This window comes from Luteibacter sp. (assembly GCF_009912395.1).
Taxonomy (GTDB): Bacteria; Pseudomonadota; Gammaproteobacteria; order Xanthomonadales; family Rhodanobacteraceae; genus Luteibacter.
The window spans coordinates 1-20,165 of sequence record NZ_WNDO01000044.1; the positions used below are offsets into that span (position 1 = coordinate 1).

Genomic DNA, 20,165 nt, shown 5'->3' on the forward strand with positions numbered 1-20,165 from the left:
TTTGACTACATTGAGGTTGACTACAATCGGATCCGGCTGCACTCGACCCTGGGCTACCTCAGCCCAGAGCAGTACGAGCTGGCCAATGTCGCTTAGATAGGTGTCCGTAAATCAGGGGCAAGATCAAGCCGTTGAAATATGCAGAAGCCGACCAGCGCCAGACCTCGGCGACCTCGCCGACGATGATCGGCCCCTTGTCCGCGTTGGGCAGCGCGGAGATGGAGTAGATCGCCGGCCGTGCCGCGAGCTGCTGCATGACGGTGGCTGCGAAGTTGGCATCGTCGCCGATCGCGTCGGCCAACTCCTTCAACGTGTCGAGCGCCCCTGGAGCGCCGCCGATCAGGGCCTGGATCGCAGTCTGGATCTTGGCGCCGCCGCGGGCGTCGTTCCAGTACTGCGCATGCGGGTCCGCAGCTTGCGTGTGGGACGTCATGAGGGCCACCGCAGTGCTGGCGCTGGGGTCGATGATGATATTCAGCGCGGCGCCGACGGCCGCCTCGACCGGCATGTCGTGGGTGTAGAAGAAATCCACCCCCACGGACATCTCGGCCACCTTGCCATTGGGCTGCGACCAGTAGGCGAACAGGACCGACCCGGCCGCGCCCGGCACGCCGGCCCAGATGCCAATTTCGGAGATCGGGTAGGAGGAGACTCCCTCGAACAGTGCGGACATGCGCAGTTGAAGCTTGCCGTTGACGGGCAGCTTCTGGCCGTCGGTGATGGCCGATGCCTGCTGCGGGGTGATCAGCGCCAGCTCCGACCCGTCCGGCGTGCGATTACCCGATCCGAACTGGAAATGCGTGAGGTCCAGCTGCAGGCCGGTATTTTCTTGGTTCGCGAGCGCGTTGTAGCCGGCCGCGGTGATTTTCATGATCAGTTGAGTGCTCAAGATGCATCTCCAAAGGTTCTAAACAGGCGCGCAGGCGTGCCGAATGAGGCTGTCTTCAGCGAGACGGTCGAATTGATGTTCAGGGTGTTGTCGAGCTCGCCCTGGCTGTTCAGGCGCTGCATGAGCGTCCCGACCGAGGCGATGCGCAACGGATTGATGGCGCTGGTGGCGGTGTAGCGCAGGTCGATGACGAAGCGCGCCGGCACCACCTGCACGATGCAATTCAGGATCCGCTGGTCGGAATCCGCATCTGGGAAGCCGCTGACGTTGATCCGGACGCGGCTCGTCAGGTAGGTGTTCTCGGCTTCGGCCTCGAGGAGCGCTGTCGGGTAAGGCTGCCCCTTTCGGTGCCACAGCTGCACCGCCTCGCCAATGCCAGGGAACAGCATCTGCAGGTAGGTCCGCAGAAAGTGCAGGCCCCGCCCCTGGTTGTTCCCGGACTTCCAGGCGCGGTAGAGGTAGCGCGTGGCTGCCTCCTCGCGATCGCCGGGGAGCAGGACCAGGCCGTCGGTGTTGATCACCTGCTTGACCAGGTCGAACGACCCGAGGTGCGCAGCACCCAGAACGTTCGCATCGAACGAGTCCTCCGCCAGGGCATCGCCGAAGATCTCCAGCAGGAGTTGCTTCAGCTCGTCCTCGACGTCGTTCTCCGCAAAGCTGGCGGCCAGCGGCGCCAGGTTTGGGAGCTGCGCATTGGAGAAGTCGCGCGCCACGCCCTACCCTCCCCACGACGTGGCCACGGTGCTCACGGTCTTCACGGTGACCGTCAGGCTCGTCGTGTCGACGTAGCGCCAGAGCTCCGGGCGCACGCCGTCGGCACTCGGTTCCCCGATCGTCACCGTCAGGTCAGCCTTCTCAGAATTCAGTTCCGGGACCTTCTCTTTCAGCAGCTCGTAGACGCGGGTGTACAGCGGCTGATTGAGCCCGCGCTTCGAAGCGGGCGCATCCTTCCCGAACTCGCTCAGGGAGGCCTCTTCGATCTTCCCCTGCACGTCCGATGCAACGTAGGCCGTCGAGACCTTCGCGCTGACGGCCATTGGGATTTTCTGGCGCACGGTCGAATAGAAATAGACGCGATAGCTGTCGTCGGCCGCCTGGATTGCAGTTCGGATCGCGCGCTGCGTCGCGGTCAAATCCTCCTCTACGATCTTGGTCGGCGCAACCGGGTGATCCGGATCTTCCTCGTCGGCGATCGCCTCGCCGCCACCGCTGGAGACGCAGGCAACGAAAATCGCGTTGATGTTGTCTTCGGAGGCGCCGCGCACCTGCTCCTCCATCGACTCGTTCCAGACGGACAGGAACTGCAGCGACGGGAATTGCCGGCGGACCAGGTAGTCGAACTCGCCCAGGAACACGGCGTTGTCGTCGTAGATCGAGGGGTAGCGGGCCAGGTCGCGCAGGACCGACATGCCCATGGGGTTCTCGCCCGCCTGCAGCAGCGCGTCCATCTTCAGGTCGACGGACGCCTCCGCAGGGGAGCCGATGTATTCGAACGCAAAGGGGCTCCCATAGGCCGGGCTGATCACGCCTGCGGTGTAGGACACCTCCACCGTGATCGCGGTGCCGTCCATCGGCTGCACCCCTACGATGCCATCCACGCCGAAGCGCACATAGGTCTGCTGGCGATCGTCAACCTCGACATGGAACACGCGCTCCCCCACCGCCGTGTTCACGTAGCGATTTCGGTAGAGGTATTCCCCGTTGGTGTCGCTCACGGCGATGCCGCACAGGTAGGCATCGTCATCGGCCGCGGGGATCGGGATCGCGTAGAACGCCTCGCTGCCGGCGACCGTGTGGGTGATGGTGGTGGTGTAGACCTGAACCGCCTCGAACGTTGCGGTGCCGCCGGCCGGGACGTTTGCCGCGGTCTCGGCCCGGTAGGCCAGGCCAGACGAATCGATGATCGTGCGGCCGGTCTCCACCTGGAAGGCGGTGGCATTGCCGTTCTTGGCCAGTATACGAACCCGACCAGACGAACCCTTCCGGATGATGCCGCGCATGGCCGCGTCGGCCAGCACCGTAGAGTCACGGGTCTTCTCGAACGGCTCCGCCTGGGCGGTCTCCAACTGAGCCGAATACATGGCCAGCATGGTGGCCATCGCATCAATATGCTGGATGACCTGAGGATCGCCCGCCTGGTACCGCAGGGCGATCGTCGGGTATTTGTTGATCGAGGCGAGCGCGCGCTGTTGGAAATCGGCTTTCGTCAGCATGTCACGCCCCCACCTGGATCACTTCGCCGGCTACCTCGATGAAGAGGTCCTTCCGGTCTTCACCCGACGGCAACGCGTAGATATTCAGCGCGCCAGCGGGCAATGCCTTCAGCAGCGGGATGTCTCGCTGCATCTTCTGCAGGAAGGCCTCGGCGTCGCCATCCGACAGCGCGCGCTGCAGGAGCGCCTTGGCGTCCTGCCCGTAGTCCGAGCCGAGGTAAGCCTCCACCGGCGTGTCGAGCCAGTGGCGGATCATGTCGGAGAGTTGTTTGCCGGTGATCGTTGCCATGCCCATCATGCTATGGGCCTGGCAACTGCTGGAATTGGGCGGTTTTCCGTCCTATCCGCTCAAGCCGCCCGTCGCGACGTGCGCGATGCCTCGCTCACGAAGATCTTGTCCGGCATCGGGCGCTTTCACCGCGACCTGAACGGGGCGATCGCTGGCGTTCGACGCCAGGGGCACCGCGACTGACGGAGCCTCGGCAACGGCTGGGACGACAGGCGCAACCGAGACGGAGGGAACGTTCGTGCTTGCCACGGCAGGCACGGCTGGAGCAGCCACACCTACCGGCGCTTGCGGAGCTGCCGCCACCGCCGGCGGGCCATCGCCAGAAGCGGCCAGAGCCAGCAAACGCTCTTTCTCGGACTTTGCGCGCCCGGCCGTGCCGGCGCGCACGGCTTGGGACGAACTCGCGAACAACTTATCGTTGTTCGCAATTTTGTAGTCCTGCACGGCTGACACGATGTCCTCATCGGACAAACTCGAGAGATCCTTGCCGGCCAGTGCCTTCTGGAACATCGAAACCGCGCCCTTCTTGCTATTGCCGGCGCCGAACTGCACCGACGTGGACCACAGAGCATCCTGGACGGCAGCACCGCGTCCAGATAGGTCGATGCCGCCGTCTTTCAGGCCAGCCAGCGCAGGATCGTAGTGCGTCGATTTAATGAAATCATGCTGGGCGCCGGCGAAGGAGGGGTCGGCTGCAGCGACCTCCTTCCATTTCGCGTTGAATTCGGGACTGCCCGGCTTCAGGCCAGCGAACTGGTCACCATACTTGCTCGACTTCAGGAAATTCTGCAGGGTGCCCTGCGAGGACGACAGCTGATAGGTGCCATAAGATGCGCCACCCAAATCGCCCTTTCCACTGGACACGGTGCCTGCGCCGCCCTTTCCTGATTCAAACAGCTTGCTGGTTTGACCCAAAATCCAGTCTCCCGCTGTCCGCGCTCCGGAAACCACCTTCGACGCACCGCGACCGACGGCCGTGTTCTCCGCCGTCCACTGCGCTCCGGCCTTTACCCCCTCGATAGCCTGGCCGCCTAGTTCGACCACCTGGGCCTTGGCGTTGGTAAGCCCGGCCTTAACATCTACGCCCGTCGCATCACGCACGAAACTGTTGGCCGAGTCGAGCTTCCCCTCCGCCCAGTTGGCGACGTTTTTGCCCGCTTTCTGAAGACCGGCCCAGCCCTCCGAGAGACGGTCAAGCGCGCCGCCCCATCCCTTTTTCATGTAGTCGGTGGTGGTATCCCATGCCGCCGTTATCTTGCCCGGGATGTCAGCTTCGCGCAGATCCGACACCCAGCCGCCAATCGTCTCGCCCATGATGTCGCCGGCCTTTTCACCGAAGAACATGCCGGCCGCTCCTCCAACCACCCCGCCGATCGCGGTCCCGATCGGACCCGCCAGCGTTCCCACAGCGGCGCCAAGCTTCGCGCCCACCAGCATCCCACCGACGCTCCCTGCAAAGCCACCTGCTGCCTTGCCGTCGCGCCCGTCCTTTTCGCGGCGCGTCAAGCTGTCGTCGGTCTCCGTGCTGAAGATGTCCGATACGGCGCTGGCGCCGGCCAGCAGGGTACCCAGCAGCGGCACACGGCGCAGCAGACCTTTCCCGGCGCCGGCCAGTCCTTTCCCCATGCTCAAAAGGCTGCCGCCGGCACCAGAGATCAGGCCCCCGACGCTTGGCAGCTTCGACATCAAGCCGCCAAACATCCCGTTGCTGGCCGCGCCACCTGGCGCCGTGGGCGCCTTGCCGTCGATACTCTTCAGGGTCTTGTTCGTGGCCTTACTGAAGCCGGTCTCTTCCTTGCGGAACCCCGTCAATGTGCTGTAGATCCTGCGCAGGAGCCCTTCCTGCCGCTTTTCCTTGCCGCCGCCGATCATCTCGTAGCCGCGCGCCAGCGGCCGCGCTACCTCGTTGAAGGCCTTGACGGCCGGGTCGGCCTCTTCTATCCCCGAGCCAGATTCCTTGACGGCGCCCACCAGGCGATCGGCGAACGCGCGCATGCGCCCTTCCTCGCTACCCTCTCCGCCGCCCCCGCCACCCGATCCGCCGCCGGCGCCCGGGGATTTCGGCGCATCGTTCTTGTTGGCGCCGACGAAGCGACCGCGCGCGTCGCGCACCGCGGGCTTGGCAGCCGCCCGGCGGATCGCTTGCTGGGTAGCTCGCATGGCAGCAAAGGATTCGTCGCTGGCCGGCGCGGCACCATCGCCGGCGCCAACCCTGCGCGCGATCGCCGGCGCCACGCCGCGACCAACCACGCCGTGTTGCGTCAGGACCCTGCGGATCTCCCGCAGATCGTCGTGCATCTCGTCCCACACGGCCTGAATGCGGCCCATATCGACGGCTTCCCCTGTCAGGAACCCGTCCGCGTCGTGTTTGATTTTTGCCATTACGGCCTCATGAAGGTATCGAGCTGCGAGAACGTCATCTGCAGCTCCTGCAAGCCATCCTCGCGGCGGGACAGGCTCAACGCCATATTCCCCGTGCGGAACAGGCCAATGTCCTCGTAGCCGCCGCGGCTGCTATCGCGGGTAATGAAGGCGTGCACCACCTTGATCGTGACTGCGTAGGTGTCCGGCACGCCGACGGTTCCGTCGCGTGCCGAGGCGGCGCCGTGGTGCGCGGCGAACCAGCGTTTGAGGCTGCCGACCTTGTCATCCAAGGTGGTCAGCCGCAGCTCGACCGCCTCACCGCCCTGGACCGTGTCGACCATGACGCCGCCGACGCGCCGCTTGTCCCCGGTCAGATTGAAAGGCTCGTACTCGACCTCGGTGGCGAACAAGTTGAAGCGCTGCGACGCGTCGCCGCCGAGCCGGCTGGAGACCTCCAGGAGCCAGAGGTTCTTCTTGGCCAGGGCCTGGCCACGCATCTCGTCATAGATGCGCTTGGCCTCGCTGGGGCTGATGCCGCCGAAGAGCGGCGTGGCCGAGCCCCAGTAGCGCGTCTGCGATGCCACGCCGCCCATGCCTGGCAGCAGGTCGTTGAGCAGGCCCGAATCCAGGACGCGCAGGCCTGCAGCATCCCAATCCCCGCGCAGCAGGTCGCCGACCGCGCCGGCGCCGGTGTTGATCGCGCGCTGCGCGGTCAGCGGCACATACTTGTTGACCAGGTTCATGGCTGCATTGCTGGCCATGCTCTTGCCCATGTTCACGGCCGTTTGCGCCAGCTTGCTGCCGCCGAGAGCATCAGTTGCCGCCGAGGCAACCCCGCCCAGCGTCGAGTCGAGCCCGCTCTTGACGGCCCCGGTCAGGCCGCCCTGCGAGAGGCTTTCGGCGATATTGTTGTAGAGAGACATCCTGTCAGCCCGCGCCCTGATTGCTATCGTCGTCGGCCTGGACTACACTTTCCAGCGTTCGCCGGTCCATTGCGAGAACTTCCACCGCAACGGAGTCAAGTGCTTCAGTGTCGATCCTCTTGAGGCTGCCGGTGAACTCCCCTCGCATATCCTCATAGCTCGTCACCACCCACGTCTTCCCGGCGCCGTACCAGTCCAGCGCAACAACAGCCACGCCTGGCGGATTGCCCTGGCCGACGATGAACACCTTTTTGGCGCCCGGCTTGCGCACGATCTGGCCGCGCTTCAGGAGCAGCGGCAGCTTGGCCAGCATCTGCGGATGCTTGGCGGCAATGTGCGCCAGGCCTCCTTTACTGTTGCCGTAGATCAGGTCGATGCTGCCGAGGCCTTCACGGGTCCATACGGCCCGGGCGTCGCCGGTCTTTACCTGCATCAGGCGCTCGATCGCGCCTTCGGGATCGTTCCGATATTCGGTGAAGACAGGCCCCAGCGGCCCGTCATCAACGCCGTCCATCGTCTCCTCATCCGGGCCACCGAGGCGCGGCTGTCCGCCATGGAACCCTCCCTGGCCGCCGGCGCCGTCCTCGCTCGGCCTCTGGTCGACAATGTTGGAGAACAACTTCGCGTCCTCCTCGTCCAGGGCCATGGTCTTGGACAGGAACTGCACCATCATGGGCTTCGTGGCGCCAAGATCCTTCATCTGCTGGATGCCCTGGACCAGGATCAGGCCGGCATTCATGGCGTCGGCGCGCGTGCGCTGCTTTTCCGCTTCAAGCGCCGAGATGGAGCCGTAAAAGTTGATCACCCACGGCCGCTCGCGCTCGCTGAAGATGATCCCGTAGCGGCGCATCGTGTGAATATCGATGATGCTGTTGAAGCATTCGGCCAGCGACATGCGAATGCCGCGCGAATTCTCGGCCGCCTGGGCGGACACGCGGAAGAAGCCGCCGTCCCCCAGCCCGCCTGACAGCTGGTCGGCGAAGCCCAGCATCGACAGGTCGGTGCCGAGCGCGCCCGAGAGCAGGCGCGCATGCAGCATGATGTCCTCGATGCTGATGGTGGCGGCGCGGCCAGACTGGCCGCCGTTTGCCGGCCCGACCGAGGTCATTTGCTTTTCGTTGAAGAACGGCAAAACGTGGCGGATGCGCTCCATCACCGGGCGCCCCGTCTTCACCGCCTGCTCCGCGTAGGCCTTCGACCGCTGGAACATGCTCACCACCGACTCCATGAAGCGCCCCTGCTGCTCGATCGTCATGCCGTCGAGGTTCACCCCGATCATCTGTTCGTCGATCGAGTCCATCCAGCGCTGCCCGACCAGGCCCAGCAGCGACGCGCTCAGGTTGTCGTAGGGCTCCTCGGCGCTGTACAGCAGCGAGCCGCCGGCCATGCTGGGAAGGATCTCCAGGTTATCGATGTCGTCCTCGGTGATGGCCTGGCGCATCGACTTTTCGACCACGCCGTACTGCGGCACCCACTGCGTACGCGGCATCTTCAGGCGGGCGATCTGCGAGACGTCCATGCGCTCGAAGTTCTTATCGCCCGTGAAGACCGCGTAGCCCACGGTGCGACTGCCGCGCTCGAACGGCTGCACCATGGGCGGCCGCAGTAGCTCATCGACGTGGAGGTCCACCAGCCCGCGCGAGCCTGCTGTATAGATGCGCGCGTATGCGTCCCCGAAGCCGGCGCCGGTGTAGCCCATCGGGTAGGCCACCTTGTTCAGCAAGGGCGCCACGTCGGCGGCGATCTCGTCAACGATCTTGGCCAGGCGCTTGTCCACCTTGGCCTTGGCGGTCTTCTCGATGAACACCGTGTCGCCGGTGGTTTCGTGCCCGCCCAGCGCGGAGGTGGTGGACAACTTGAGCGACGCCGAAATGATCGGGTCACCCTCCATCGTCGACCATTTCTCGTAAATCGCCTGGCGGGTGCGCGCGCCGCGCCGGCCAGACCCGAGCAGGGAGGCCACGGTGGTGGTGCCGCTGCCGAAGAGGAAGGCGTCAGTCTGGTTGATCTGCTGCGCCGGCGTGATGAACGAGGAGGCCCAACGGCGCGCGCTCGTGCCAAACCGGGCCAACATGCCAGGGTCTTTTTTCATGGGGGTATTGGAGGAGGCAGCCATGCGGAGATGGTAGGCTGCCCCCAGATGCCAGATATGGCGGGTTTTCCGCCCTACGCGGCGGCGGGTGTTGCTACCACGTCATCATTGCTACCGGCCCCGAAAATGGAGTCCAGGAGGGGCTTGTTGGCGGTGGCCTGCTCGAACACCTTGGCCTCACGGATCGCCGCGAACAATTGCTCGAACGCCGCGTTGATCCGCTGACGCTCCTCGCCCTCGGGGTACGGCTTCCATTCGATGCCGAAGAGCGGATCGACGTGAAACTTGTTGTCGGCGAAGATGCTGAGGTAGTCGTTGCGGCGGTCCAGGCTGGCCATCTTGTCCTCGATCCACGCTTGGAAGCCGCGCGCCGCCAATTCGTCGGGGGTGGACCAGTACTTGTCGCCGCTGCCACCATCCAGCAGCACGGCCTCTTTCATGAAGGACGAGACGGCGCGGCCGGTCTTCAGCACCGCCCCTGTCTCACCAGGTTGCGCATAGAACGCAGCCGCCAGGATGCGCCAGGTCTTGGCGTTCTTGTTCAGGGGCTTCCCCGTGCCAAAGTATCCATCGACCGCCAGCACCGCGGCCTCGGCGGTGCCGGCATCCTTGATCGCGCGCGCGATCGCGTTGCGCGGCGCGTCGATGTTTGCGTGCGCCAGGCGGATCTCTCGGTCGGTGAAGACGATCTGCTGCGGCAGGCGGTGCGGCCCGTCGATCATTACCGACCGCAGATTGCGCATTGCGTCCTGGATAGGGCCCGCCGGCAGGAGATCCGGATTGATGCTGGCGAAATCGTTCTTTTTCCCGGCCGCCTCCTGCTTGACGAGCTCGGGCAGCATGTTGTCGACCGCGTGGAACATCTCGTGGCCGAGGCAGCCGCCGCCGCCCATCTTGGTCAGGTTGACCACCCGGTGCACCGGCTCGTAGTGCGCCCGTGCGGCATTCTTGCCGCCGGTGCCGCGCGCGCCGAAGGCGAGCCCGAGCCGGCCACCGAGGCCGAGGGCCGCAACGTCGATCTCCAGCAGGTCGGATAGGTCCGACATGGCCATGGCGGTCTGCTCGACGTGGAATTTCGCGCTGTTCGGGTCCTTCAGTACCCAGTTGCCCGACTGCACGTCGCGCAGTCCCAGCATGTCCTTCAAGGCCTGCGTGGACGTCGCCGTCACCGGCGCGCCGCCGCGGCGTTCGAACGTATCAGCCACACGGAGCTGGAAATTCACCTCCTGTTTGGTGGCCGCTTTCGGCTGCGCCGGCCGCTCCTTGTCAGCCCAGGACCAGTCCGTCACCCGGCCGGCCGACGCGTTGGTGACGTGGCCAGCGAACGTCTCGGATCCCTTGAAGTTGCGGTAGTGAACCAGTTTAAAGAAACGTTCGCCGAAGGTGAGCCACGACCGTGTGGTCTGATTCTGAACCAAGTTACGCACCACTGCGGCCTTCTTCACCGCATCGCGCTGATTGATCAGATCGCTCACCTGGCTGCGCAGCGCCTCGATCTGCGGGTTGACCCGTGCCCGGATCTCGCCGAACTCGGACCACAGCGCATCCGCACGGGCCTTGGCAGCGATCAAGCTCTGTTGCAGGTCGGCGCTGACGTCCCAGCCGCGCCGCTTCCGTTGGCCGATTTGGTGCTCGAGGGCGGACGCATCGCTGCTCGCGCCTTGTGCCGCTTCGTAGGTCGCACTGCTGGAGTTGTCGAGCTGGCCGCGCTGTTCGACCAGGTCCATGATCTGCTCGGACAGCAGCTCATACTGCTCAGCCTCATCAGGCTGCAGCGTCGCCCCGTCGAGCTCATCCCGGATCTCGCCGAGCGCCGCCAGCACATCCTTCACGCTCTTCACGTCCTGCAGGCGATCGCGGATCGATTCGAGGCCGATCGCATAGTCCCGGCGGGCAGCGGGATTGTCGGCAGCCGGCTCGGCCGCGATGCTCGAGTAGATCTTGTCGATGAGGAAGCCGGCCGCGGGGTCCATGCCGGCTGCCTGCAGCGCGTCCCAGTCGGTCTTCCCGAAAAGATTGGCCTTGATGATCGTGTCCTTTGCCAGGCGCGGGTTCTGCTCAATCGCATCGAAGTCGATGTCGGAAGCGCGCAAGCGCGTGCCGCTCTTCCTGGCCACCGCGATCAGGCTCGCCGCCTGTTCCTTGCGGCTGTTGGCGATGTAGCCGGTGTCGCGGTAGCGGTAGTGCGGGCTGTTGGGATCGTCGGAGATAGGCTGCGTCTCCGGCTCGTCCTCGGCGGGCGCGGCCACCGCCTGGCCATCCTCGCCGACGACCGGCTCATCAGCCGGCTCCACGGCCGCCGGCGCCGGAGGTTGATCTTGCGCGGCGGCGCCAAGCTCCTGGCGCACCTGGTTGGCGCGCGCGATCAACTTCAGGCGCGCCAGCGCGCCGGCCGGGCCGTCCCCGGCGTTCTTCAGGCCCACCTTGATGCGGGCCAACTCGCCGACCAGCTTCAGGCGCGCCAAGACGCCGCCTTCGCCGATCGCCGAGTCGAACGCAATACGGGCCGGCGCCGCGAACTGCAGGCTCGGAGCCGCATCCTCCCCCACTGAATCCAGCGCGGCGGCACCGTCGGCCAGCGCAACGACCTGCTCCGATGGCACGTCGTCGATCACCGCGTACAGGGTCACGCCCTCGCGTGGCTGCGGCGCGATCGCCACCGCGAGCGAGTACTTCATCTTTTGGAAGGTAAAGGTCACCGCCACGACGGCCGCCGCGACCAGGTACTGGCTTCCGTCGTCCTTCTGCAGGACGAGATGCACCCGGCCGGCCAGCGACTGGGCACTGGGAAGCACCGCGGCGGCCTGCGCGTCGACGACGGCCTGGTCCACGACCTTGAAGCCCATCCACGAGGATGGCAATTGGACGTTTTCGATCTGTTCCATCATCAATTCCTTTCTCAGGCTACTGCCGCAGTGGCGGCCAGCATGGCGTTCTGGTAGGCGGCGACCGCCTGTTCGAAGAGCACCACCAGCTCGGCGTCATCTTGGTTGCGTCCGTATGCTGCCTCCAGTGAGTCGGCCAGCTCCGGCGCGAGGACGTCAGCGACGGTTCCGTCGATCACCGATTGGAACAGCTCGCGGTCGGCAGCCTTCTGCGCCTCGATCTGCGCTGCCGCCGCGGCGGCTGCAGCGGCGGCAGTGGCCTCCGGATCCTCGCCTGCGGGTTCTTCCGGCGCGGCTCCGCCGGCCGGCTCAATCGGTGCGGCGCTGGCCGGCGCTGCCGCTTGGCCGGCCTTCATGGCAGCCTCATAGACCTGTTGGTACATGGCCTGTGCCGCGCCCCACTGCGCAAAGCCTTCGCTCGACGGGACACCGGCCAAACGCTCGTCGGCCACGCTCAGCCCTACTGCCTCGAGGCCGCTGGTGGCGTTACCGATGATCTGGCCAGCCCGCTGCAGCGCTTCGGTGAGTGTCGTCATGGCCGCCGTCGCGGCCTCCTGGGTGCCGACCGCCGCCACGTCCACCGTGGCCACTGCCGCATTGAGATCGGCTGCGGCGGCGCCATAGGACTGGCTGTAGGCATCGATCGCCGCCTGCTGCGCTGCCGCCGCGGCAGCCGCCGCTTCGGCGCGGCGAACGACCTCTGCTTCCGCAGCGCCGCCGACCTGCGCCGCGTATTGCTCGGGGCTCATCGTCAGATCGTCGACGAGCTCGTTCATGGACCATCCAACCACGTTCTTGCCGGCACCCACTTGGATGAAGGCTGGTTGGAGTTCCGCGTCGCCCTTGTAGAGCCGCGCATCCTCGGGGCTGCGCCCGTCCCATCCCAGCGCGCGCAAGGCGTCGCGCACGCCCGCGATGCGGCCCTGGAAGAAGCTGTCCAGGACGTCCTGGTATTGCACCTGCAGCGCCTCGTCGGAGCGCACCTGCGCATAGTTCTCCGGCGTGGTCGGGTCGAAGTCAGCGGCGGCCGGCGCCGCGGGCAACTCGAAGACGCCCTGGAAGGCCGAGTACTTCCCGGTCGCGGGGTGCAGGATCTTGATGGGCGTGGAGGAATCGACGCCGGTGCGCCAGCGCTTTTGCAAGACCACCTGGATCTGCCCGCCGCGCACGGCGTCACGCACCTCGGCCGCCTGCTCCGGGGAAGCGTCCGAGACCCCCATGCCGTCGGCGGTGGCCACCTCGAGCTTCCCGGCGTTCATCTGGAAGGCCTCCGGCCCGCCGGCGACGATCGAACCGGTGACGCGATAACCCACCGCCACGTAGTCGTCCGTCAATTTGCTCCAGGCCGCCAGGAACTCGTCCACCGTTTCATCCGGGATGGCCGCCTTCTCGGCCGCCATCAGCGCACGCTGCTGCTCCGCGCTCAGCTTGTGGAAGGGAACCTGCTCCTCTGTCACAGCCACGCCCCAGTCCTTCATGTCGGCTGGCGCGACAGAGAACGCGGTACCGGCGGGATGTCGCACCACCATGCTGCCGGTCGCCGCATCGATGCTTTCAATCACGCCGCCCTGCCCTGCATACGGCCCGCCATCGAAGCGCACGCCTTGCCCGACCTGGAACGCCGGCAGAGCAGTGGGCGCTGGGGCGGCGGCCAAAGCTGCCGCCGCTGCTGCGGCCGCGGCGGCTGCAGCATCATCGCCGGCGTCGGGGGCCACGGGTGCCGCAGCGGATGCTTCAGCCGCCACCTTGGCCACCTCCAGCTGGTGCTGCGCGGCCGCGAGATCCGCCTCCAGGCCGGCGATCTCCTGATTCAGGGCCTGAATCGACTGCATCCGCTGGGCGCGCGCGGCGTTCACACGCGCGAAGCCGGCGCTGTTCTTCGCAGCCAGGCGCATGATGCGGCGCGCGACCTCGCGCAAGTTCAGGTCCTGGCCTCGCTCCGGCGCCACCACGATGGTGATGTCCTTCTTGTTCAGCAGCCACTTCCAGGAAATCACCTCGTCGCCCGGGGCGATCTTGGTGGGGTTCACGTCCGGGTTATGGAAATAGATGCTGACGGTCTGGCCGTCGGACAGTTCGAAGATGGCGGCGACATTGGCCACGCCGCGCAGCTTGAAGGGGTCGGTGATCTGCACCGACAGGGGCTTGAGGTCGCCACCGGCGCGCTCCATCACGGCGCGCAGCATCTCCATGCGACGTCCGAGGCGCGCAAAGGGGCTGACCAGGGCGTCCAGGGTGAGCGTGCCTTCCGAATCCTCCAGGATGTCCTGCGCCGAGACGGAGTCGAAGAGCAGGCCGTCGGCCCCATCAGCACAGCGCACGTCGTACAGCACACGGTCCAGGGTGAGGTTCACGGGTTGGGCATCAGCGTCCCATTGGATTTTTCGGTTCATGTTTTCCAGTCCTTCGTAGGGTAAGTCGTCGGCGCGCACGGGGCGGGCCATATCCCCGCGCTTGAGCCACCATTTCAGTTGGGAAAGGGAGATCGGCACCATGCTGGCCAGCCCTGGCCAATTCCTGTCGTAGCTCGCCAGGTATGCCTGGCGGGCAGTGTCCTCGTCCGGGAAGCCGAGCATCACTTTGTGCTCGTCGAACTTCCCGCCCACGTTTTGGTTGATGACGAAGGCCAGCTCACTCCGGGGATAGGGGCCGATGAAGCAATCCACGCAATCGCCGTCGTTGCCCACGGTGCCGCTGATGTAGCCGTAGTGGGCCGCCATGCGGTTGGTCCACCGCTTGCCGGAAGGATCCGTGCCGGCCCGGTAGGTGCCGCGCGGCTGCTCGATGGCCAGCGGCAGGCCGTGCAGCGTGGCGCGGCCGACCTTGTAGTTGCCAGCGACGCATTGCGCCTCGGTGGGCTCGGGCAACGTGTTGTTCCCGAAGGCGCCATCGTGAGCGGCGGACTCGATGTGGAGGAAGGTGGAATCGCTCATGGGAGCATGGTATGCCCCGCATGAGCGAGCAATCGCCGAGTTTTCCGCGCGTGGACGCGGGCCGGGGGCTATGCGCGGGAGATCGAAATCACAAAAGGAAGGCGCCACACCGGCCCCCACGGCTGCGCCGACCAGACCTTGGCGGCCAGGTCATAGCAGTTCCACGCCTTCCACCCGAACTTCAACTGGATGCCGTAGAAGTCCTTGATGTGGACACTGAAGAGCCCGTTCCCAACCGCAAGGAATCCCTTGTCGTCGGCCTGCAGCACACGCCAATTGGCCGGCGCGAACTCGACCCCCAGCGCCCAGTAGCTGAAGCCGTAGCCCGGGTTCCGATAGAGCCACTTGACCCGGTTCCAATATGTGGACCGCCCACTGATGGACCCGTCGCGCACGCCCTGGTCGAGATCGGCGTCGAAGGTGTCGAACCAGGTCAGCCACCACGGGAGCTTCCACCCGGTCTTCGCGACCCCGCGGTCGCTATAGGCGGTGGGCACAGCGACGAGCGGCGCCCACCAGTTCACCAAAACCGGGGCCAGCACCCACGAGAGGAAGAGATCGAGGCTGGCCAGGACGAGGGAAAGCAAGATGGTGAGGATGAGCATGGCAGGATCCTTTATGCCGCGGCCGCCGGCGCCAGCGCCGAGATCTGCTCGTGCACGTTCTCGATCGCGGCCTTCAGGGCATCGCGCTTGACCGTCAGCGCCTGCTCCATGCGCGGGGCGGCGGTGCGGATGCCGGCCGGCGGGCGCACCTTTGCGGCGGCCAGCAGCTTCTGGTACCGACTGCGGCCTGAGTCCATGGCCTGGACGATCTCAGCGATCGCCTTGACATGGTCCTCCTGGTCCTTGATGGGCAAGGCTTTGCCGTTCAGCAGCACCTGGAAGATGTCGCCGGTCTGCTTGATGCGCAGCGTGACCTGCTGCGAATCGGCGAAGGTCAAGTCCATCTCGCGGTAGGTCACCCCGGAGGAGCGCTTGACGGCGCTGGGAATGTCCTGCTGGACCACGTTGGCGCCGGCGCGCGCGAAGTAGCGCACCACCTGCTTGGCGGCGGTGGACTTGGCCGAGAGGTCGGCGAAGGTGAAAAGTAGGTTCTTCATACTGGACCTGTTCAATGTGTGTGGTGGTTGCTGTTGCCGCCGGCGTCCATGATCGTGCCGGTAGCGCTGACGTTGCCGTCCACAGCGATGTTCCCCTTGGCGCTGAAATCGCCCTCGACGGAGACTCCCGCCCCGCCCGACACCTGCATGCCGCCCTCGCCGGTGATCTTGCCCTTCACCGTTAGATTTCCGGTGACCGTCGATTCAGCGGCCTGGACCGTGGCCGACGGCGCTTGGACCGTGACGTGGGTAGCGGACTTGATAACGACGTCGCCGCCGGCGATGAGGTTCAGGAGCTGGTCGACGAGCAATTCCATGTTGGCATGGTGCCAGCGGCGCCAGCCGGTCGAATTTCCCGCCTGGGGGTTCCGGTAGCCGGTGATGATCGGGTACCGTGGGTCACCACCGATGAAGGCCACCCAGACGGTGTCGCCATCCTTCATCTCGATCTCAGTGCTGTTTGCCCCGGCCCGCGACTTGTCGCCGATCGGATATTCAATCTCGGCCAGCGGCAGGACGTCGCCGCCGTCCGTGACGCCCGGGATCTCGACGCGCACCTGGCGGGCCTCGTCGCTGACGGTCCGGACGATCGCCGGGTACCTGCCTGGCCAGAAGCCATAGTCCTGGCTCATCCTTCCAAGCTCCCCACCCACAGCCGGGTGTATGAATTCTGGCTGCCGCCGTCGTCGGTGCCGCTCTCGAAGACGTGCGCGGCGGTGATGACGCCCAGCTTTGCGCCCCCTGTGTAAGCGACCAGGTCGCCGGCGGCGACCTGCCCCGAGAACCCGGCGCGCGTGACCTTCCGGAGAACCAGGCAGCGGCTCATGTTCCGCAAGCGCTGCTCATCCTGGAACGGCGCGAAGCCGACGGCGCGTGCCTTGTCCCGATTGCCGTAGATCAGCGCGCCGCTCGGGTCGATCGAGAAGAACCACGGCACCGCGTGGCGCTCGAGGAAGCCGCTGGTCACATTCTCCGAGGTGTTGTCGGGCAAGGTCATGACCGGCGCCTGGGCGAAGATGTCCGCCAGCCGCAGAAACTGCAACCGGCCGCTCTTCCAGCGCACGGCACCGCCGGCCTCCTGCAGGATCCGCGCGATGGAAAACGTGGGGGTATCGCCCGCCAGGCAGTAGAAGCGCGGCACGGCGAAGTCCGACGTCACGCTCTTCACCGTGGCGCCGGCCGCCCTGTAGATGCCCGCGAGCGACGCGTTTTCCTTGATGATGGCGCGCTGGCGCACGTAGGCGGCATCCGCGCAGGCGTCCAGGAGCGCTGTCACCCGCAGGCCAGAGATCATGCGGTCGCCCTGCACGGTCGGAGTGGGGACCGCCTCCGACTGGATGATGCGCAGCGCATCGCCACCATTTGCCAGGATGATCTGTCCCTCGGCCAGCTTCTTCTCCATGCCGTCGTCGCCGCCGCGGAACTCGGCCTCGAGCGTCAGCGGAACGGGGGAAAGGTCGGAGCGCAGGATCGCCGACTTGATCAGGTCGCCGCGAATCTGCTTGCCATCGGCGAAGGTCAGGATCACGACTACACCGTAACGATGGGCTGGAAGAAGGCCTTGCGGGGCATGGCGTCTTCGGCCTGGGTGATATCGGCGGCGACCTCGGCCGCGCTTCGGCCGAACGTGTCGACGCCCATGGCCCGGGACGCTTCGATCTGCAGGGCGGTCTCGCGCTCCACGTAGAGCAGGAAGAGCGGGCGGATCAGCGCGTACTCTGAATCGCTGAGCTCCAGGTCCTCGTCGATCTTGACGGTGGAATCGCTGGCGCGCGCCATGATGACGGCAAAGCCCGCGTAGAACCGCGTGGCCGCCACCAACTGCGCGGTCAGCGTCTCTGCGTCCAGCAGGGTGCCTACCGGACGCTCCTTCTGGTCGAAGGTCTCGACGAGTTCCTTGATGCTGGACATCAGCGGTAGTCGGCCGAGTTGCCGGCTTGGGTATCGCCGAAGTAGTGGTAGAAGATGGTACCGCTGAACTGGAGCACCTGGCTGCGGTTTTCCCAGTCGCGATCCGGATCGTCCATCTGCATGAAGGCGTCCACGAACGACTTCTTGCGCAAGTACTTCTGCGGCGTGCCTTCATACACGGTGCCGTCGAACACGCCGCCACTCGCGATCATGTTGACCAGCATCTGATCGACGCTGCCGGCGACGGTCTCCAGCAACGACAGTTGGCCCTGGTGCGCCACCTTGATCTGTTGAGGCTGATAGACCACCACGCCCAGCGGCCCCGGCACCTCGATTTCGCCCTGCGACGAGGTGATAGGCCACGGGAACTGCTTGCACAGCAGCCACATGTTCTCGAAGCCCTTGAACTCCACGGCGAAGTCGCTGGCGATTACCTTGGCGCCAATCGCCCGGCTGGCGTCGAAGTGGCCTTTCAGGTAGGCGGAATTGGAAACGGTCATGAAATGGTTCCTTTCGGAGAATGGATACTTGCCACCACTGTATTGCGCCAGCGACGTGCGCAGCCGCCTGCTTTTCCGACCAGACGGCCGTCGCTACTTGCCCGCAGCGGCAGGCGCTTTCGGCCAGGCCTGGACCGTACGCCGATGGCGCGCGCCACAATCGCCATACGCCACCAGCACGACGTCCTGCACCCAGGTCTGCCAAGCGTCGAAGTCAAGGCCCGCCGGTACCGACAGCTCCGGGCAGGGCTGCGCCAGGCTGCTGTCCAGCACCGGATACTGCGTTGTTGGTTGCTGCGACGGCGGATTGGAGGCTGCGCAGCCGGCCAGCATCAGGACGGCAATCCACAGGCAGAGGGTTTTGCTTTTGAGCATTTTTCAGATCCTTCGAAATGGCCGCCATGGCCGTGGTCAGGGTGTTCTTGTCGCCCACCAGGCCGGCGGCTGCTTCGCCGACTTTCTTGCCAGCAGCGACCAGGTCATTCAGGGCGGTCTCGGCCGCCTTGGTGCGCGAGTCGGCCTGCTGCCGCTTGGCGTCCGCGATTTCAGCGTCTTTGCGCCAACCCTGGACGATCCAACCACCTGCGGCGCCGGCGGCCGCCAGTACTGCGCCGGCAATGGTGAGGATGAGGGCTTCCTTCCAGCTCATGGCTTCTCCATGTAGGTGATGTATTTCTGCCGGCGCTGCTCGATGTTGCGGGGGTATTCCCGGTTGATCTCGAAAGCGCTCTTGCCGTAGCCGTGCCACTTCGTCCGGCTTTTGTTGCTGGTGAACTCGACGTGCCCGAACCAGCGGCGCGGGTCGCAGCCTGGCTTCAGCTTGCACTGCCAGATGTCCTGAGCCAGGCCGGCCTCGCCACCGTTGTACGCTGACTGCGTCATGGCCCAGCGATCGCGCACCGTTGCGGCATCCACGCGCGAATAGATGCTGTGGTCCATCTCGACGATGGCCGTCATCTGCATGCGCGGGTTGAAGCGATCCGCCCACATCCACCCCTTGAGGCTCGGATACTTGGCGGTCAGCTCAGCGAACTTGTCGAAACGTACGGAGCCGTCCGGCCGCGTTGCGCGTGTGATCTGCGGGAAGCCGAACCCATACTCGCGATCCGTCTTGAGCTCGGCCTCCGGGTTCCAGCACTTCGGGTGCTTGAGCGTGATGCACGACTCCTGCTCGATCTGGCCAGCCAGCGCGGACGGAGTGGGCGCGTCGGGCCAGACCTGCTGCTGGGTCTGCAGGAGCAGCGGCAGGTAGACCAGCGCCAGCTTAGGCAGGACTACGGCCGCGTCCATAGCACCAGGGCCACAACCAGGAGGCCAACGAAATGGATCACTGCGGCCACAACGGTGGCGGCCGCGCGCGGATCCTGGCTGGCCTTGTCGATCAAGGCCACGAGGTTGATCGGGGACCACGCCGCTCGGCTGATCTGGATGCAGAACCCCACCAGGATGGCCGCGAACAGCATCCAGGTGACCACCGAGATCGTGCGTGGCATGTCGATGCACGCCACGATGGCCAGGGCAGGCAGGATCAGGAACAGCGCCGACTTGTCGAGGACCGCGGCGAAGCGCGGCTTGAATTTCTTGAAAAGGTTGCTCAATTTCTTGAAAAGGTTGCTCAGCATATCTACCTCGTAACGTTGAATTTCAGGAGAGTCCACAACCCCCAAACGAGCCCAACCAGCAAGGCCCAGGTGCTTCCCTTCAAAATGTGCGCTCGGATTTCCACCCAGAGCTTCTTGCGTTCCTTGATCTCGTCGATCACCTCCTGGTGGTAGCGGCAGTGCCCTTCCGGGTCTTCTTCCGGGAACGCCTTGAGGATGCGATCGAGCGTGGCAGTCGCTTTCAAAAGCTGTGCCGCGGCCTCGCTCTGCTGCTTGACGTTGTCGCGGTGTTGCTCATCCAGCTTCCCCTTGAGGTTTTGGATATCCAGGTGCTGCTGACCTGCTCCCCTAGATTAGTACGGCAATGATGTAGAGTCTGCCCCATACGGAGGCAGCATGAAGAAACGATTTACCGAAGAGCAAATTATTGGCGTACTCAAGGAAGCCGAAGCCGGTATGAAAG

General features: G+C 65.3%; 20 protein-coding genes. 1 reads left to right on the forward strand and 19 read right to left on the reverse strand.

Annotated elements, in window-relative coordinates; genetic code table 11:
* Positions 1-96 (forward strand): IS3 family transposase (locus GAK28_RS23990; RefSeq protein ID WP_291784983.1); only part of this gene is annotated, 96 nt, incomplete at its 5' end.
* On the opposite strand, the gene GAK28_RS23995 is transcribed toward GAK28_RS23990, so the two are convergent.
* From GAK28_RS23995 to GAK28_RS24085, 19 genes are all read right to left on the reverse strand, one after another.
* Positions 59-889 (reverse strand): hypothetical protein, encoded by an 831-nt coding sequence (locus tag GAK28_RS23995; RefSeq protein WP_291785248.1) that lies wholly within the window; start codon positions 887-889, stop codon positions 59-61. The genes GAK28_RS23990 and GAK28_RS23995 overlap by 38 nt on opposite strands.
* Positions 886-1,602 carry a hypothetical protein gene (locus tag GAK28_RS24000; protein WP_291785251.1) on the reverse strand — a complete coding sequence of 239 codons (717 nt, stop codon included), beginning with the start codon at positions 1,600-1,602 and terminating at the stop codon, positions 886-888. The genes GAK28_RS23995 and GAK28_RS24000 overlap by 4 nt, the downstream gene beginning before the upstream one ends.
* A 3-nt stretch (positions 1,603-1,605) precedes the next feature.
* Positions 1,606-3,102 carry a hypothetical protein gene (locus GAK28_RS24005; protein WP_291785254.1) on the reverse strand — a complete coding sequence of 499 codons (1,497 nt, stop codon included), beginning with the start codon at positions 3,100-3,102 and terminating at the stop codon, positions 1,606-1,608.
* Between the two features lies 1 nt (position 3,103).
* On the reverse strand, positions 3,104-3,391 hold the full coding sequence (locus GAK28_RS24010) for a hypothetical protein (RefSeq protein WP_291785256.1): 288 nt from the start codon (positions 3,389-3,391) through the stop codon (positions 3,104-3,106).
* Between the two features lie 51 nt (positions 3,392-3,442).
* Positions 3,443-5,773, reverse strand: coding sequence for a chitosanase (locus tag GAK28_RS24015; protein ID WP_291785258.1), 2,331 nt, complete (start codon positions 5,771-5,773; stop codon positions 3,443-3,445).
* On the reverse strand, positions 5,773-6,678 hold the full coding sequence (locus GAK28_RS24020) for a hypothetical protein (protein WP_291785260.1): 906 nt from the start codon (positions 6,676-6,678) through the stop codon (positions 5,773-5,775). Before GAK28_RS24020 ends, GAK28_RS24015 begins: the two co-directional genes overlap by 1 nt.
* 4 nt (positions 6,679-6,682) lie before the next feature.
* On the reverse strand, positions 6,683-8,794 hold the full coding sequence (locus tag GAK28_RS24025; RefSeq protein ID WP_291785262.1) for a hypothetical protein: 2,112 nt from the start codon (positions 8,792-8,794) through the stop codon (positions 6,683-6,685).
* A 50-nt stretch (positions 8,795-8,844) separates the two neighbouring features.
* On the reverse strand, positions 8,845-11,655 hold the full coding sequence (locus GAK28_RS24030) for an LPD1 domain-containing protein (RefSeq protein ID WP_291785265.1): 2,811 nt from the start codon (positions 11,653-11,655) through the stop codon (positions 8,845-8,847).
* 14 nt (positions 11,656-11,669) lie between these two features.
* A complete protein-coding gene (locus tag GAK28_RS24035) occupies positions 11,670-14,588 on the reverse strand; it encodes a hypothetical protein (RefSeq protein WP_291785268.1) in 2,919 nt (972 codons plus the stop codon).
* A 68-nt stretch (positions 14,589-14,656) separates the two neighbouring features.
* Positions 14,657-15,193 carry a hypothetical protein gene (locus tag GAK28_RS24040; RefSeq protein ID WP_291785271.1) on the reverse strand — a complete coding sequence of 179 codons (537 nt, stop codon included), beginning with the start codon at positions 15,191-15,193 and terminating at the stop codon, positions 14,657-14,659.
* 11 nt (positions 15,194-15,204) lie between these two features.
* Positions 15,205-15,690, reverse strand: coding sequence for a hypothetical protein (locus GAK28_RS24045; RefSeq protein WP_291785273.1), 486 nt, complete (start codon positions 15,688-15,690; stop codon positions 15,205-15,207).
* A gap of 11 nt (positions 15,691-15,701) precedes the next feature.
* Complete coding sequence (locus GAK28_RS24050) at positions 15,702-16,322, reverse strand: hypothetical protein (RefSeq protein WP_291785276.1); 621 nt, start codon at positions 16,320-16,322, stop codon at positions 15,702-15,704.
* Positions 16,319-17,218 carry a hypothetical protein gene (locus GAK28_RS24055; protein ID WP_291785278.1) on the reverse strand — a complete coding sequence of 300 codons (900 nt, stop codon included), beginning with the start codon at positions 17,216-17,218 and terminating at the stop codon, positions 16,319-16,321. Before GAK28_RS24055 ends, GAK28_RS24050 begins: the two co-directional genes overlap by 4 nt.
* A gap of 2 nt (positions 17,219-17,220) precedes the next feature.
* Positions 17,221-17,601, reverse strand: coding sequence for a hypothetical protein (locus GAK28_RS24060; RefSeq protein WP_291785280.1), 381 nt, complete (start codon positions 17,599-17,601; stop codon positions 17,221-17,223).
* Entirely contained in the window at positions 17,601-18,101 is a 501-nt protein-coding gene (locus tag GAK28_RS24065) for a hypothetical protein (RefSeq protein WP_291785282.1), read from the reverse strand. The genes GAK28_RS24060 and GAK28_RS24065 overlap by 1 nt, the downstream gene beginning before the upstream one ends.
* Positions 18,102-18,315: 214 nt before the next feature.
* The gene (locus tag GAK28_RS24070) at positions 18,316-18,750 is read right to left on the reverse strand and encodes a hypothetical protein (RefSeq protein WP_291785284.1); all 435 of its coding nucleotides are present in this window, start codon (positions 18,748-18,750) and stop codon (positions 18,316-18,318) included.
* Positions 18,747-19,391, reverse strand: coding sequence for a hypothetical protein (locus GAK28_RS24075; RefSeq protein WP_291785287.1), 645 nt, complete (start codon positions 19,389-19,391; stop codon positions 18,747-18,749). The genes GAK28_RS24070 and GAK28_RS24075 overlap by 4 nt, the downstream gene beginning before the upstream one ends.
* Complete coding sequence (locus GAK28_RS24080) at positions 19,376-19,723, reverse strand: hypothetical protein (RefSeq protein WP_291785289.1); 348 nt, start codon at positions 19,721-19,723, stop codon at positions 19,376-19,378. Before GAK28_RS24080 ends, GAK28_RS24075 begins: the two co-directional genes overlap by 16 nt.
* A gap of 2 nt (positions 19,724-19,725) precedes the next feature.
* Entirely contained in the window at positions 19,726-19,947 is a 222-nt protein-coding gene (locus tag GAK28_RS24085) for a hypothetical protein (protein WP_291785291.1), read from the reverse strand.
* Between the last annotated feature and the right edge of the window lie 218 nt (positions 19,948-20,165).